Genomic DNA, 15,742 nt, shown 5'->3' on the forward strand with positions numbered 1-15,742 from the left:
AAAATACATTAAAGATGAAAAAGGAGATGAAGGAAATGCTGCCGATTATGGCAGTGGAGCATGACTGCATATTATCAAAACAGGGGGATGCAACAATAGTTTTTAAAGCGGAACTGCCTGAGATTTTCACATTGTCGGATCAGGAGTACGAAGCTTTCCACCAGTCCTGGATTAAAGCGATAAAGGTGCTCCCCAAGTTCTGCGTCTTCCATAAGCAGGACTGGTTTTTAGAGAGTGCCTATAAAGCTGATTTTTCAGGCGGTGGGGACAGTTTTCTGGCAAGAAGCAGCGAGCGTTTTTTTAATGAGAGGCCATTTCTGGACCATTGCTGCTATATCATGCTCACCAAGAAGCCGCAGGGCAGAAGGAATGCAACATCATTGTTTTCCAGTCTGCTCAGGGGCTCCATAGTTCCTGAAGAGGCTTTAAAGCCGCAGCTGCTGCAGGATTTTATCGATGTATGCGGGCAGTTTAAAAGGATTATGGAAGACAGCGGGTTTGTTAAGCTTATTCGTTTGAAGAATGATTCGCTTAGAAGCCAGAGCAGAAGGATCGGGCTGGTGGAAAAGTACTGTTTTTTATCTGAAGCGGAAGATTCATCTGTTTTTAGCGATATCAGCTTTAATGATGGGATTGCGGTTGGAGATAAGCGCTGCCAGCTTTTTACGCTTGGCGATGCGGCCGACCTGCCTGGGCTCTGCGGCTCTCGGATCAATTATGACCGCTACTCTACAGATAAGACCAAATTCAGCATAGGATTTGCCTCAACATTGGGACAGCTCTTATCCTGCAACCATATCTACAATCAGTATCTCTTTATTGAGGATGCGCAGAAGACGATCCAGAAGCTGGAGAGCAAAAGGCTTCGGCTGCAGTCCCTGTCGGCTTACAGCAGGGAAAATTTAATAGCAAGGGATGCCACAAATGATTTTCTGAACGAGGCGGTCTCCCAGCAGAGGCTTCCTGTGAAGGCGCATTTCAATGTTCTGGCATGGAGCGCTGACAGGGAAGAGCTGAAAGATATTAAAAACAAGGTGTCGTCAGCTCTGGCTCAGATGGATGCCGCCGCAAAACAGGAGACTGTGGGAGCGCCTCAGATCTATTGGGCCGGCATGCCTGGAAATGCGGCAGACTTTCCGATGAATGATGCCTTTGACACCTTCACCGAGCAGGCAGTCTGCTTTCTGAATATGGAAACAGCCTATAAGAGTTCGCTCAGTCCTGTCGGGATAAGGCTGGGAGACCGTCTGACAGGAAAGCCCGTGCATGTGGATATCAGCGATGAGCCTGTCAGGATGGGAATCTGCACCAACAGGAACAAGTTCATACTTGGGCCTTCGGGAAGCGGCAAGTCGTTTTTCACCAACCATATGGTGAGAAGCTACTACGAGCAGGGAACCCATATTGTGCTGGTGGATGTCGGGCATAGCTACAGGGGCTTATGCGATATGGTCGGCGGCTATTATTTCACCTATGATGAGAAGAATCCGATCCGGTTTAATCCGTTTTATATTTCAGAAGGGGATAATCTGGATACCGAGAAAAAGGAAAGCATCAAAACGCTTCTGCTGGCTCTGTGGAAGAAAGATGACGAAACTTTCAACAGGAGCGAGTATGTGGCGCTTTCCAACGCCCTGCAGCTGTATTATGGAAAGCTGGAAATCCATTCTGATATTTTTCCGTGTTTTAACAGCTTCTATGAGTTTTTGAAGGATGATTTTGTTTCCATTCTGGAAGATGATAAAGTGAAAGAGAAAGATTTTGATGTGAACAATTTTCTATATGTACTGCGTCCCTACTACAGGGGAGGCGAGTTTGACTATCTATTGAATGCAACAGAGAATCTGGAGCTTCTAAAGGAAAGATTCATTGTATTTGAGCTTGACAATATCAAAGACCATCCGATTCTTTTTCCAGTGGTGACAATCATTATCATGGAAGTGTTCATCAGCAAGATGAGAAAGCTCAAAGGCATCCGAAAAATGATCCTCATTGAAGAAGCTTGGAAAGCTATAGCTAAGGAAGGTATGGCAGAATATATCAAGTATCTCTTTAAGACTGTCCGCAAGTTTTTTGGGGAAGCTATAGTAGTCACGCAGGAAGTTGAGGATATCATTTCATCTCCTGTTGTAAAGCAGGCCATTATCAACAACAGCGACTGTAAGATCCTTCTGGATCAGAGCAAATACCAGAATAAGTTTGACCAGATACAGGAGCTGCTTGGTCTTACGGAGAAAGAGAAAGCCCTTGTGCTTTCGGTCAATAAAGCCAATGATCCGGATAGGAAATATAAGGAAGTCTTTATTTCTCTTGGCGGGATGCTTTCAAAAGTATACAGGACAGAGGTTTCATTGGAGGAATATCTTGCCTATACCACAGAGGAAAGCGAGAAGGTGAAAATGAATGCCTATGCGAAAAAGTTTGGAGGGGACATCAGAAAAGGAATTGCTGCAATGGCTCAGGACATTAGAAACGGAAATTAAATGAAAAGGACAAATGAAAAAGAAATTAGTTGCCTGCATGGTCTGCCTGCTGCTGATCAGCAGTCCGGCAAGACCTGCAGAAAGAGTGGCCGCGCTGCCGATACTGGAGATTGTGAAAGCGGTTACCAAAAAAGTAATCAAAGCGATTGATCTGAGAATCCAGAGGCTGCAGAATAAAACCATCTGGCTTCAGAATGCGCAGAAGCAGGCAGAGAATGTCCTTTCAAAATTAAAGCTTGATGAGATTTCAGAATGGACACAGAAGCAGAAAGACCTATACAAAGGCTATTATGAGGAACTGGGTAAGGTAAAATCAATTATCACCTATTACCAGAGGATAAGGGAAATAGCCAAAAAACAGTCCAGACTGGTTAAGGAATATGAAAGGGCCTGGAATCTTTTCAGGCAGGATCCCCATTTTAAAGACAGCGAAATCCAGTATATGGAGCGGGTCTATTCAGGCATTATGGAAGAAAGCCTTAAGAATATCGACCAGATTTTTTTGATTCTGGATTCTTTTACCACCCAGATGAGCGATCTCAAACGTCTTGAAATCATCAATAAGGCTGCGGATCAGATTGATGCCAATTACGATGACCTTACCATGTTTAACCAGCAGAACATTCTGCTGAGTCTCCAGAGGGCCAAAACGGAAGCAGATGTAAAACAGGTAAAACAATTTTACGGAATACCATAATCCAATAAAAAACATGAAAAAGATAACTGTAATTCTAATAGTGCTATGTGTTTTCAACCATAGTATGATTGGGCAGGCAAAGCAGAGAAAGGAACTGCTGCTTCAGATTGCGGCGCTTAAGGTCTATATTGACTATGCGAAGAAAGGGTATTCGGCCGTATCCAAAGGGCTGAATTTTATAGGGGATGCCAAGAGGGGCGAGGTGAACCTTCATGGCGATTATTTTGCATCGCTTCTGAAAATAAATCCAAAAGTCAGGGATTATTATAAAACAGCTGAAATTATTTCAATGCATCTTCAAATCATCAAAATCTATAAAAAGGCTCTTGCCGAACTAAAGGGAACGGATCTGTTTCATGGAGATGAACTGGATTATATAGAACGCTCCTTTAAAAGGCTTCTTGAGAACGGCAGCAGGACACTGGATGAACTGCTGGCTGTTACTGCTGATTCAAAACTGGAACTGAAAGATGACCAGAGGATCCAGCGCATTGATGCGCTGCACAGTACAATGCTGGAAGATTATAATTTCTGCATTTCTTTCAGCAGGGAAGCCAAACTGCTTTCACTCTCAAAAGCAGGCGAGAAAAAAGATTCTAAAGATTTAGATATTATCTACGGACTATAAAAATTAGCAGAGATGAAAAAGATGGCGATTATAGTACTGCTGGTTTTTCTGGGCCTGGTTCCTTATCGCACGAGAGGCCAGTCAGCAGAAATTCAGCAGCTGATCTTAAATATTGAAAAACTCTCCCAGTTCAAAAAGATTCTCAGTGACATGAAAAAGGGATACGAGCTGCTCTCGGGAGGCTATAAGACAGTTAAAGATATGACGGAAGGAAACTTCAGCCTTCATAAAACTTTTCTGGATGGCCTGATGCAGGTCAGCCCTGCAGTTAAGAACTACAAAAGGGTGGGGGATATTGCCAATTTTCAGATTCTTTTAATGAAAGAGAGCAGAAAAGGGCTTTCCAGATTTATAGAATGCGAGAGCTTCAGCGCGCAGGAAATTGCCTATTTCGAAAAGGTTTACGGGAATCTTTTGAGCCAGAGCCTGAGAAATCTTGACGAGCTGGCCACTGTGATCACTGCCGATAAGCTTAGGATGTCGGATGATGAAAGGCTTGAGGCTGTCGATGCTATCTATCTGGAGATGCAGGACAGACTGCTGTTTCTGCGAAGCTTTAATAGAGAATCAAGCGTCTTGGCGCTGCAGCGGGCTAAAGAAACCAAAGACGCATATGCATCGAAAGAACTTCAGAACTTAAAAAATTAATGTGATGGACATCTATAAATCTTTAAAGGGAGCGCTGTTTTTAAATGCCTCATTGCTGATGCCTTTTGCGGGTCAGGCTCAGGGGCTGGGAGATGATATGCAGAGCCTGCACTCCGTATTGGAGAGGCTGTATGATGAGATGATGCCGCTATGCGGCAATCTTCTGGCAGTCGGGCAGGGGATAGCAGGGTTTGGAACGATCTGGTACATAGCTTCCCGAGTCTGGCGCCAAATTGCAAACGCAGAGCCCATCGATTTTTATCCGCTGTTCCGTCCTTTTGTGATCGGATTCTGCATTATGATATTTCCATCAGTGCTGGCCCTGATCAACGGGGTGATGAAACCCACTGTAACGGCTACCGCCGCAATGGTCACCGGTTCCAATAATGCTGTTGCGGTGCTGCTGAAGGAAAAGGAAAAAGCGGTCAGGGAAACGGATCCCTGGAAAATGTATGTTGGGGTATCAGGTGCTGGAGATCGCGACAGATGGTATAAATACACCCATGATGAAGATCCTTCGGATGAGGGCATGCTTGCCGGTATAGGGAATGATGTGAAATTCGCGATGGAAAAAGCTTCCTACAGCTTCAGAAACTCTGTTAAGGAATGGATGAGCGAAGTATTGAGGGTATTATTCGAGGCGGCCGCCCTATGCATTGATACGCTCAGAACTTTTCAGCTGGTAGTGCTATCCATTCTGGGGCCTCTCGTATTTGGAATCGCCGTTTTTGACGGGTTCCAGCATACCCTCACTGTCTGGCTGGCAAGATACATCAACATATACCTCTGGCTCCCTGTTGCCAATATTTTTGGAAGCATCATCGGAAAAATCCAGGAACTGATGCTGAGGCTGGATCTGTCTCAGGTGCAGTCGACGGGAGACACCTTTTTCAGCAGGACCGATATGGCTTATCTCATCTTTATGATTATCGGCATTATAGGATATTTTACAGTTCCATCGGTGGCCAACTATATCGTCCATGCGGCTGGAGGAGGCGCTTTAGGCCAGAAAGTGACGGGTCTGCTGGGCAGTTCTGCAAGTTCGGCTGTTTCCAAAACATCCCTTGGAGCGGGTATGGCCATGGATGCTATGGGCAATGCGGCAGGAAGGATGTCCCAGAGCATGCCAGCATCTTCGGCGGGTTCGCCCTATTTTGAAGAGAAAGGAAATTATATGGGCGATAAGCTGAAAGGAAACTCAAAGTAATCTAAAAATAGCGGGGCATGTTTACCAAAATGAAAAATATAGATACGGCATTCCGATATGTCAGGGGATTTACCATGCTGGTTATCATAGGGTGCGTTATCATCTGCTGCTATACGCTCTACAGAAGCTTTGGGTCTGTGGCACAGATGCAGGACAGAGTCTATATACTGGCCAACGGCAAGGCTTTGGAGGCCTATGCATCAGAGCGGAAAGATAATGTGCCGGTTGAAGCGAGGGATCATGTAAAAACCTTCCATAAGCTTTTCTTTACCCTTGATCCCGATGACAAGGTGATTAAAACAAATATCACTAAAGCGCTCTATTTGGCAGATGACAGCGCTAAACGCATTTATGATGACCTGAAAGAGAATAATTTTTATTCCGGCATCATATCGGGAAACATAAGCCAGACTATCCAGATTGATAGCGTGAGCATCGATGTCACGGAATATCCCTACCGTTTTAAATGCTATGCGAGACAGAACATTATCCGAACTACCAGCATTCTGAAAAGAAGCCTGCTTACCGAAGGAGCCCTGCGCAATGTGTCAAGAAGCGACAACAATCCGCATGGTTTTCTTATCGAGCGGTTTAATACGGTTGAAAATAAGGATCTCTCGGCTGAAGCCAGAAAATAGAATTGCATGAAGGCCTTATTTAAAAGACAGACTGAGTCTTTTGCATATCACAGGCATTACCTGCTGGCGCAGAAAAGATGGGCAGATGAAATGCAGAGGCTCACCGGTGGCCTTTCAAGGAGACAACGGATCTGAGCTCTGCTGCTATTTACGGTTTTGGCATCAGGCTTTTTAATCTATAGCCTGTATAGGTCATTTAATACAGAAGATGAGGCTTCTGCAGATTTAATAGACGCTTCAAAAATTAAGACAATCAACTTAAAAAAGTAAAACGATGCAAGAGAAAACATTATCTCCAAAAGAATCAAAAAAGAGAAAGATGCTTCTAGTGCTGCCTCTTATTACACTTCCATTTCTAACATTCTTATTCTACTCGTTAGGAGGAGGACTTATGGAAGCCAAAACTGTAGGGAATGATGAAAAGAAGGGATTTAATTTCAATCTGCCCCTGCCTAAATTTAATGAGGACTCAGCGCTGGATAAGATGGGCTATTATGATCAGGCGGCACTTGATTCCATAAAGCTGCGCGAGCAGATAAAAAAAGATCCTAATTATTCTGAAGGTAAAGCCTCAGAAGATAAGGTAAATTCTTTTTCGGCAGATGATTTTGAATCCCGCATTCTTCCAAAAAACAGAACGGCTTTTAATTCACTGTCTTTTCAGGACCGAAGCCAGCAGAAAGTTTATGAGAAGCTCAGGGCTCTTGAAAAAGCAGTCAGCCAGCCTACTGTTGCTGCTTCGGGTTATGGACAGGACATGAGGGAATTTGAAAATTACGGCCTGTCTGGGGAATCGGATGGGATTAAAAAGCTCGAAGGGCTTATGTCCGCGATGAGCGCACCGCAGGAAGCTGATCCAGAGCTTCAGCAGCTTGGCGGCATGCTGGAGAATATCTTAGACATACAGCATCCGCAGCGGGTGCAGGAAAGGCTTAAAGAGTCTTCCGAAAGCAAAAAAGGCAGGATATTTTCCGTACAGAAAAAGGGGGCAGAGAACATTATCAGCTCGCTGGAGCAGAAGGCCGATATTCAGAGCTATCTAAAAAGCAATGCATTTTATCCGCTGGACGAAGAACCGTCCGCTGAGGAAGTGCAGAACTCTATTGAAGCTGCCGTCCATCAGACCCAGACAATTGTTAACGGCTCGGTGGTTAAGCTAAGGCTTTCGCATGATATTTATCTGCAGGGAACAGCCATACCCAAGAATACTTTTCTGTATGGAATAGCCGCCTTAAAAGGAGAGAGGCTTGAGGTAAAGATTGCCAATATACAGTACAATAATTCAATTTTTCCAGTGGATCTGGCTGTTTATGATGTTGATGGCATTGATGGCATCTATATACCCGGAGCGATCAGCAGGGATGTGGCTAAAGCATCCGCCGATCGCTCGATCCAGACTCTGGGGCTAACAGGAATAGCTGATTCCTGGGGAGCGCAGGCAGCAGGAATGGGAATCGAGGCGGCTAAAAGTTTGATTGGCAAGAAGGTTAAACTCATAAAAGTGGTGGTGAAAGCGGGCTATAGGGTCCTGCTCTATGATGAGAAACAGAAGAATATAAAACCTTAAAGAATTGAAAAAATGAAAAAAATAAAGCATCTGCTTTTAATTGGATGGCTGCTGATCTGCAGCTGCGCCTATCCGCAGCCGGCAGCAAAAGAAACGGTCTTCTATGAAGATAATTACAGCAATCTTCAGATTGGGTTTTCCAAAACAACAAGCATTGTTTTTCCTTATGCCATTAAGAGCATCGACAAAGGAAGTTCAGATGTGCTGGTGCAGAAAGCCAAAGGGGTGGAGAATATACTGCTGGTAAAGGCAGCCAAGCAGTATTTTTTCCAGACTAATCTAACAATAGTGACTTCAGATGGGAGACTGTACGTATTTGTGCTGAATTACGATGAAGACTGTCCGGACTTAAGCATTAAAGCTGAAAATGCAGTTGCAGCCAGTAAAGATATACTGTTTTCATTGGAGAACGAGAACCAGAAGAAAATAGAGCAGCTCGCATCACTTGCCTTATCAAAGAAGAAAAAGACGGGCGGTTTAAAAAAGTCAAAGTTCCGGATCAGCCTGGAGGTAAACGGCATTTTTATCCATCAGGATGTTCTGTATTTAAGGGTAGTATTCGAAAACAGATCCAAAATTAACTACGATATAGACCAGCTTCGCTTCTTTATCAGAGACCAGAGAAAATCAAAACGCACGGCATCTCAGGAAATAGAACTGCAGCCATTGTACAGCACCTCTTCATCTTCTGTTGTTCCTTATAAGTCTGAAGTGGTTAAGGTCTTTGCGCTGGAGAAGTTTACCATCCCTGAGAATAAATATCTGACGCTTCAGATGATTGAAAAAAATGGAGGCAGGCATTTGGAAGTTGATATTAATGATAATCTGACCGATAAAGTGTTTCCAATTGGCGAATCCAGCATCACTTCCAATTAAATGATAAAAATAATTATGACTATAAATATTGCTGATACTGAAATGCTTTTGGGCTTTGCTAAGGAAATGGCTTCTCTTGGCTATCGCTATGCCGCGCATCCTTTGAATCTAGTGACAGACAGCGATAGCATTGCGTTTTTTAGAACAGCAATGGGAGCGGAGGACCACTGTCTTATAGGACCTAATGATACAGACTATTTTAAGAGCATGCCAATAGATTCGCTTATTGATGGCTTAAAGATGGTGATGCAGAGCGGAATGGACACCTGCGGCAATGGGACCCTTGATCTGGCATCGTTTGTCCGATCGGAAAGCGGGAAGAGGGAATTAAGAGAAAATAACTTAAATGGAAATATTATGAATCAGAAGAATTTAGAATTTTTAGAAAACCAGATCAAATACACTGGTTTTGGAGAGTCACTGCAGACAGAGCTAAAAAAGAAGATGGAGAAGGGGGAAAAGGAGTTCACCCTTAGCCATGATGCAAGATTTGATACCGCCAGGCTTTTATCAGAGCTCAGCTTTAAGAAATCGGATCAGAGCGATCTGTATTTCTTTAACTCCTATAAGGCTATCCTTCAGAAAGAGGGCGCTCCGCATGCATTGGAGCAGATTTTTTACATAGGCAATGAGAATAACTTTACGATGAAGGAAGCTTTTAATCTGCTGGAGGGACGATCAGTGAATAAGGATCTGGTGAGCAGGGATGGGGAGATCTATAATTGCTGGGTAAAATTAGACTTTACTGATGGCGAGACCAATGGAAATTTTAAGATGCACCATTACCATCAGAACTACGGCTATAATCTGGAGGCGGCCCTTGAGAAGCATGCCATCAAAGAGCTTCAGACCCCAGAGGCTAAAGAGAGCCTCATGAACTCCCTTAAAAAGGGAAATGTGCAGGCTGTGACTTTTATCGTCGGTGGTGAGGAAAAAAGACAGTTTGTGGAGGCCAATCCGCAGTTTAAGACTATCAGGGTGTATGATTCGTCAATGCAGAGGATCAATGGCAGAGAGAGCCAAAATCAGAAGCAGCAGGATTCGCAGCAGAATGCGGTTTCTTCCTCCAAATCGCAGAAAAATGGTGCGGGTGGTGAAGTCAAAGGCGAAGATGCTTCGGAAGAGCAGCAGGAGAAGAAGGCTAAAAAAAAATCGCAGTCGATTTAAATCTAATTAGCCAGTAGATATGGAAAGCCTGAAGCCCTTAACAGATTTCTTTTCAGTGATTGAAAAGGATTACAGGATCAGCACTACGCATATTGCCATTTATGCGGCCCTTTTGCAGCTGCGATCTGTTAGGGGCTCTGGCAATCCCATTGAGGTTTTCAGAAGGGAGCTGGCGCCAATTGCCAAGATTTCCTCCAGATATACCTACCATAAATGCCTTCGGGAGCTGGACGAGTACGGCTATCTGCATTATGAGCCTTCGTTTAAGAAGACCAGAGCCAGCAGAATTTACTTTTTTGATTTTGAAATGCGTAAACTGATAGAGTAATGAAACCTTTTACTTTTGAAGACCTGCCCAATATACTCGGAACCATTATGATGCGCATGGAGAGCATTGAGAGTATGGTGAAGGACATTAGGAACAATAGGCCGCCTGAGGATTTTGATCCGGGACTGCTGACAATTCTGGAGGCTTCCAAACTTGTGAACCTTTCTGTGGCCACCATCTATTCAAAGGTGTGCCGAAATGAGATTCCGGTGAACAAGCAGGGCAAGAAGCTTTACTTTATAAAGTCCGAATTATTGGAGTGGATTAAGTCCGGGCGAATTAAGACCATTTCAGAACTGCGGTCCGAAGTGGAGCAGAGGTTTAAAGGCAGGGATTGATTTTTCCTGCCTTTTTTTTGTGGCGGGAAAGAAATCTGCGCAGATGTGCCGCATGCTTAAGGTAGGCATATTGGCTGTTGCTGAAGCCAGAAATGAAATCTCTGGGGAAGGGAGAATAATGATCACGATTCGTTTAATAAAAAAAGCACCTGTTTTTTGGACAGGTGCTTTATAAACTTCTTCTATAGTATATTATGCTACGACTACGTTTACTGCGTTTGGGCCTTTTCGGCCTTCTTGTATGTCATATCGAACCGAATCGTTTTCACGGATGTTTTCAGATAGACCTGAAGCATGAACAAAAATTTCGTTTCCTCCATTATTAGGAGTTATAAATCCGAATCCTTTTTCTTCATTGAAAAATTTTACTGTACCTTCTTGCATATTAAATATTTAATTTGTGCAAATGTACTCTATTAGATAATAGCAGCTTAGGAAATAATTTTAAATTATGCTTTAATTAACTTTAAATGAAAAAAGATCCATTTTTTGGGCGCTGCTTTAGAGGAGAAATCCTTTAAATAAATTAGGGAGGAAGAAGTGCTAATTTATTTTGGAAAGCATTAGATGATTTATTATACCATTAAATTTAATGTTATGATGCTGTCAAATCCTTAAAAATCATTATTTTGGCTGTAAAGAATAATTCAGGGAAATGTAATCTACAGCCAATGGAAAATAAAATAAATCTGGCACTCATTCTTATGATGGTGCTTTTAGGCAGATCATCTGCACAGACCCATTATGATACTTTGTCGGTTGGCGGCATAAAACAGGTAATCTCCTATACAGGAAATGCTGATCGGCCTTTAATATTATTCTTGCACGGCGGTCCGGGCAGTTCCAGAATGAGCCAGTCTGATCTTTTTTCCGCAAGGCTGCAGGATTACTTTACAGTTGTGCAGTGGGACCAGAGGGAAACAGGCAGAACACTGTCCTTAAACCAGTCGCCGGTTCCCATTACATTGGAATTAATGGAAAATGACACTTACGAACTCTTGCAGCTTCTTTTGAAAAAGTTCAGCCAAAAGAAACTGTATCTCGCCGGAGAATCCTGGGGAACTGTCCTTGGCTTCAAAATGGCTGAAAAGCATCCCGGAATGCTGCATGCCTATCTCGCATTCAGTCCTGTTATCAATCAGAGCAAAAGCGAGCAGCTGCTGCTGGACAGGCTCAAAGCGGCTGCAAAAGAAAAAGGAAATCTGGCTGCTGAAAAAGAATTGAATACAGTTAAAATTCCTTTTGAAAAATACCAGTCGCTGTATTACTCCAGAAAATGGATGTTCCATTACGATGGGCAGCCTTTTCCGGATAAAGACACCACTGCTGTTAAAGAGTATCTGAAAGGCTGGTCAGAGAAATGGCTGCCTACTTGGAATAAGGCCGTCGGGCAGAATCTTATGAGGGAGCTTCCTAAAATCAGCTGCCCAGTTTATTTTTTCATCGGCGGAAAAGATTTCCAGACTAATTATGCCATCGCTGAAGAATACTTTAAGCAGCTTAAGGCGCCGGAGAAAAAAATATTCCTGTTTGAAGATGCTGGCCATTCGGTGCTGACGGAAAAGTCTGGGGAAATCCAAAAAATAATTATCGGACAGATTTTAGATAAAAATTAAAATCCCTTCATAGGTGGGGTGGGAGGCAATTATACTGCAGGACCATATCAGTAATAAAAAAACATGATGCTGTAATGTAATTGGCAATGTCTGATAAAGCTTAGAACCTGCTGCCCAGCCATTATTCTGCTGTTTTTTATTGGTTTTCGCTGTGGTAATAGACGGCAAGCAGAAAATGATGAAAAGATTTTAATTGGCTGTTTTTCTTATATTTATATTCTAATTCTCGTGCAAATGGAAACACCAAGGGATAAGATAATCATGATTCTCGACCGGCTCGGCATGTCTGTTAAAGTTGCCGCAAAGGCGATGAACATAAAAGAGGAAACCTTTAGAAGAAACAGAAGCGAAACAGATCCGAGAAATTATTTCAACGAAAAGAATTATACGGACCTTTTGGATTTTGCCATCTCGGAACTGGAGTATCTGATTGCGTACAGCTTTGCCAATAGCACAAATGCGGACCATTATAATGATGCGGTCTCTCAGATCGGGAGAATATTTGAGGAGTATCCGGAATCTAAAAAGAAAAGGGGGTTCAGCCTTTTTGAGGAGCTAAAGGCTGTGGTGGATGGCATGGAAAAGGGAAGCGTCTTTTCAGATATGAATCTGTATGCCTTTCTTATCAATGATATCGCTGAGAAATCTTCGGCTCTTGAAAATGAGCCTGATGCCTTTACCATAAAGCGGTACAACAATTATGTGCACAGCGGAAAGAAAAGCGACCATCCGCGATGGATCAGCTTTATTAATTGCCGCAGGCAGCAGGCTGTCCACAAAATCCTTCTTCGAAATATCAGCCAGCAGCTTTAGGCCATAAAAATTGGTTGGCTGAAAAGGTTTTTATAAGTGAAGATAATAAGACTGTGACCGATAATGTAAATGTTAATTGCAATTGTCAGATAAGTTAGATGTGTTAAAATGTAGGTTTAAGTAAAAGATTAAATGTTTGTTTGTTAATAGTTTTAAATCAGCTGATTAAGTGGTTTTTAATTCTTCTCTATAGATAGATTTGGCTAATGCATTTTCAGATAAAAGAGAATAAAACTCGCATAGTACCGTTTTTTAATAAAACGATGCTATGGGTTTATTTGATTTTATGATAGTGGAAATCGCTATGGATTTGGGAACTGCCAACACTTTAATAATCCACGGAGGAAAGATTGTGGTAGACAGTCCTTCAATAGTGGCAAGAGATATCAGGAATGGGAAAATTATTGCCGTGGGCAAGGAAGCCAGCTTAATGCAGGGCAAGACACACGAGAATATTAAAACTATTCGGCCGCTTAAGGATGGGGTCATTGCTGATTTCGATGCTTCGGAAAAAATGATCAGCTGGTTTATCAGCAATATACCTGAGATAAAGAAAAATCTTTTTAAGCCGGCACTGCGTATGGTGGTCTGCATTCCAAGCGGTATTACGGAAGTTGAAATGAGAGCTGTAAAAGAGTCCTGCGAAAGGGTGAACGGAAAAGAAGTCTTCTTAATTCATGAGCCGATGGCAGCTGCTATAGGAATGGGGCTGGATGTTATGCAGCCCAAAGGAAATATCATCGTGGATATCGGCGGAGGCACCACAGAAATTGCGGTTGTTGCGCTTGGGGGCATCATCTGCGATAAATCCATTAAAATTGCGGGAGATGTCTTTACCGGAGATATACTCTATTATATGAGAACGCATCATAATCTGTATATTGGTGAAGCAACCGCAGAGCAGATAAAAATAGAAGTGGGTGCAGCAATTGAAGAGCTTGAGGATGCGCCAGATGATATGATGGTGCGCGGAAGGGACCTGCTTACAGGCAAACCCAAAGAAGTGCAGATAACTTCAAGAGAAATTGCAAGAGCTTTAGATAAATCAATACTTCGAATTGAAGATGCCATTATGGTAACGCTTTCAGTTACGCCTCCTGAGCTTGCAGCAGATATTTATAACACAGGACTGTATCTTGCAGGCGGTGGAGCAATGCTCCGCGGTCTTGATAAAAGAATTTCCCAGAAAACAGACCTGCCGGTCTATATTGCAGAAGATCCCCTGCGAGCGGTGGTAAGAGGCACGGGAATTGTTTTGAAAAATATAGACAAATATAAAAGCGTGCTGGTAAAGTAGGCTTTAAACTGTCAAGGAACAGTGAAGCAGATAAAGAAATTAAAAAAGTATAGATATGCTTATGATCCACATGGAATAACGCTTTCTGAAATTAATCTAATCCATTTGCTGTGAGAAAAAAGGCAGAAGAGAACGGTGTGGCAGTAAGTGCTATTGCAGGTAATATACTGTTCATATCAAAGGATGCCTTGTGAAGATCCGCTCCCTTTAATTTCTTTAGAAAATGAAAAACAGTCTTTACTAAGGCAAGCATCTTAAATGCTCTTTTAATTATGGCTGTTTTTAAAGGGTTTGATAGCAAGAGGGTTAATGAATCTTTTTAGATTTATTTCCTTCTGCAGATGAAATCTGGTTGAAAGGTCGATAGGAAGATAATGAAGCTTTTTTAATAAAGCTCGGATCTGGTTTCTGGAATCTGAGTGGTCAGCTATAAAAAAAATATCTTCTTTGTTTTTGTTCAGGGCTGAGATCTGTTTTTGCTTAGTTTCGACTGGATTGAACAATTTTACTACATGAGCCTGCGGAAGCAGTGAGGCTGTTATTTTATAGGTCATGGCATTTGTGATGCCTGATAGCAGCAGATGCGGATCGAAAATCAGTCCGCTTGTATGAACGACTATCTTGCCGGTCATATCAGGCAGAGACTGTATAACGTTTTCTAAATCATCCTTTGCAAGAAACAGCAGAACTATTTCAGCAGAGGCTGCCTCTTCTAAGGTTCCAATCCTTGCGTTGGGCTCCATTTTTTTTATTGCCTCTTTTATAAGACTCCCGCCCCTGGGATTGTTTATTATCACTTCATAACCTGCGTCTGATGCCCTGCAGGCTAATTCAAGTGTAAGGCTGCTGATGCCGATGACTCCAATTTTCATAATTTCTTCTTTTTTAATTATTACTGCTCACTAGTAAATTTTAAGAATGCCTATGCTGTATGTAATTGCATGTGGATCTATTGGAGAGAATGTCTTTCGCATCCGAGGAATAAATTTACAGCTATTATTTATTTGTAATCAGAGTATATTTACTTGTTTTCAATAGAAAAGGAAATTATTGAGAAGTTTTAAAAATGAAAATGCATTTTTATTTTAAAGCTGGAGATTAAACGGTTATGGGTTCGAGCGGCTAAATTTTAGATATTTTTAATATATTTGTTTTAACTACTTTGTTATCGTTCTATTGAAGACCTATTTATTTGTAAAAACAGCTCTTTTGATTTTTTATTCTGTAAGAATTTTATATTTAAAATCTTGTACCTTAATTGTACCTCGGTATAGCTTAACCCTTATAAAATAAGGAAAGTTAATTTCTGTATTGGCAAGTAGAGGGGACAAAAAAAACAAAATAAAAAAAACAAAAAGAGTTAAGGTGTTTGTAAGAAACATTTTAGCTCTTTTTTTGAATATTTAGGTTTGTGAAACGCACCTTGATGTGCCATCGCC

16 protein-coding genes are annotated in these 15,742 nt (G+C 42.2%); 14 read left to right on the top strand and 2 right to left on the bottom strand.

The window, feature by feature from the left end; translation table 11 throughout:
- The first annotated feature begins 14 nt into the window (after positions 1-14).
- The 11 genes from DM444_RS20385 (at position 15) to DM444_RS20435 (ending at position 10,577) form a co-directional block, all read left to right on the top strand.
- Positions 15-2,483: a TraG family conjugative transposon ATPase gene (locus tag DM444_RS20385; RefSeq protein ID WP_111290049.1), complete on the top strand. Its 2,469-nt coding sequence runs from the start codon at positions 15-17 to the stop codon at positions 2,481-2,483.
- 13 nt (positions 2,484-2,496) lie between these two features.
- Complete coding sequence (locus tag DM444_RS20390; protein WP_111290051.1) at positions 2,497-3,180, top strand: conjugal transfer protein TraI; 684 nt, start codon at positions 2,497-2,499, stop codon at positions 3,178-3,180.
- 13 nt (positions 3,181-3,193) lie between these two features.
- The gene (locus tag DM444_RS20395) at positions 3,194-3,808 is read left to right on the top strand and encodes a hypothetical protein (protein WP_111290053.1); all 615 of its coding nucleotides are present in this window, start codon (positions 3,194-3,196) and stop codon (positions 3,806-3,808) included.
- A 12-nt stretch (positions 3,809-3,820) separates the two neighbouring features.
- Positions 3,821-4,456, top strand: a complete 636-nt coding sequence (locus DM444_RS20400; RefSeq protein WP_111290055.1) for a TerB family tellurite resistance protein — start codon at positions 3,821-3,823, stop codon at positions 4,454-4,456.
- Between the two features lie 4 nt (positions 4,457-4,460).
- Complete coding sequence (traJ, locus tag DM444_RS20405) at positions 4,461-5,663, top strand: conjugative transposon protein TraJ (protein ID WP_111290057.1); 1,203 nt, start codon at positions 4,461-4,463, stop codon at positions 5,661-5,663.
- A gap of 17 nt (positions 5,664-5,680) precedes the next feature.
- Positions 5,681-6,301, top strand: a complete 621-nt coding sequence (gene traK / locus DM444_RS20410) for a conjugative transposon protein TraK (protein ID WP_111290059.1) — start codon at positions 5,681-5,683, stop codon at positions 6,299-6,301.
- 274 nt (positions 6,302-6,575) lie between these two features.
- Positions 6,576-7,868 (top strand): conjugative transposon protein TraM, encoded by a 1,293-nt coding sequence (traM, locus tag DM444_RS20415; protein WP_111290061.1) that lies wholly within the window; start codon positions 6,576-6,578, stop codon positions 7,866-7,868.
- Positions 7,869-7,880: 12 nt separating this feature from the next.
- Positions 7,881-8,744 (top strand): conjugative transposon protein TraN, encoded by an 864-nt coding sequence (gene traN, locus DM444_RS20420; RefSeq protein ID WP_111290063.1) that lies wholly within the window; start codon positions 7,881-7,883, stop codon positions 8,742-8,744.
- Positions 8,745-9,911 carry a hypothetical protein gene (locus tag DM444_RS20425; protein WP_239455745.1) on the top strand — a complete coding sequence of 389 codons (1,167 nt, stop codon included), beginning with the start codon at positions 8,745-8,747 and terminating at the stop codon, positions 9,909-9,911. It begins immediately after the preceding gene.
- Between the two features lie 19 nt (positions 9,912-9,930).
- Positions 9,931-10,239 carry a hypothetical protein gene (locus DM444_RS20430; RefSeq protein WP_111290065.1) on the top strand — a complete coding sequence of 103 codons (309 nt, stop codon included), beginning with the start codon at positions 9,931-9,933 and terminating at the stop codon, positions 10,237-10,239.
- Complete coding sequence (locus DM444_RS20435) at positions 10,239-10,577, top strand: helix-turn-helix domain-containing protein (RefSeq protein WP_111290067.1); 339 nt, start codon at positions 10,239-10,241, stop codon at positions 10,575-10,577. Before DM444_RS20430 ends, DM444_RS20435 begins: the two co-directional genes overlap by 1 nt.
- A gap of 192 nt (positions 10,578-10,769) precedes the next feature.
- Here DM444_RS20435 and DM444_RS20440 read toward each other — a convergent pair whose 3' ends face one another.
- On the bottom strand, positions 10,770-10,961 hold the full coding sequence (locus DM444_RS20440) for a cold-shock protein (RefSeq protein WP_111290069.1): 192 nt from the start codon (positions 10,959-10,961) through the stop codon (positions 10,770-10,772).
- Positions 10,962-11,248: 287 nt separating this feature from the next.
- Here DM444_RS20440 and DM444_RS20445 point away from each other — a divergent pair, with 287 nt between their 5' ends.
- From DM444_RS20445 to DM444_RS20455, 3 genes are all read left to right on the top strand, one after another.
- Entirely contained in the window at positions 11,249-12,193 is a 945-nt protein-coding gene (locus tag DM444_RS20445) for an alpha/beta fold hydrolase (RefSeq protein WP_111290071.1), read from the top strand.
- A 234-nt stretch (positions 12,194-12,427) separates the two neighbouring features.
- The gene (locus tag DM444_RS20450) at positions 12,428-13,006 is read left to right on the top strand and encodes a hypothetical protein (RefSeq protein ID WP_111290073.1); all 579 of its coding nucleotides are present in this window, start codon (positions 12,428-12,430) and stop codon (positions 13,004-13,006) included.
- A gap of 268 nt (positions 13,007-13,274) precedes the next feature.
- The gene (locus DM444_RS20455; protein WP_111290075.1) at positions 13,275-14,303 is read left to right on the top strand and encodes a rod shape-determining protein; all 1,029 of its coding nucleotides are present in this window, start codon (positions 13,275-13,277) and stop codon (positions 14,301-14,303) included.
- A 266-nt stretch (positions 14,304-14,569) separates the two neighbouring features.
- Here the strand turns inward: DM444_RS20455 and DM444_RS20460 are convergent, their stop codons facing one another.
- On the bottom strand, positions 14,570-15,175 hold the full coding sequence (locus DM444_RS20460; RefSeq protein WP_111290077.1) for an NAD(P)-binding domain-containing protein: 606 nt from the start codon (positions 15,173-15,175) through the stop codon (positions 14,570-14,572).
- Positions 15,176-15,742 lie beyond the last annotated feature (567 nt).

It is taken from the genome of Flavobacterium ginsenosidimutans (genome assembly GCF_003254625.1).
Taxonomy (GTDB): Bacteria; Bacteroidota; Bacteroidia; order Flavobacteriales; family Flavobacteriaceae; genus Flavobacterium; species Flavobacterium ginsenosidimutans.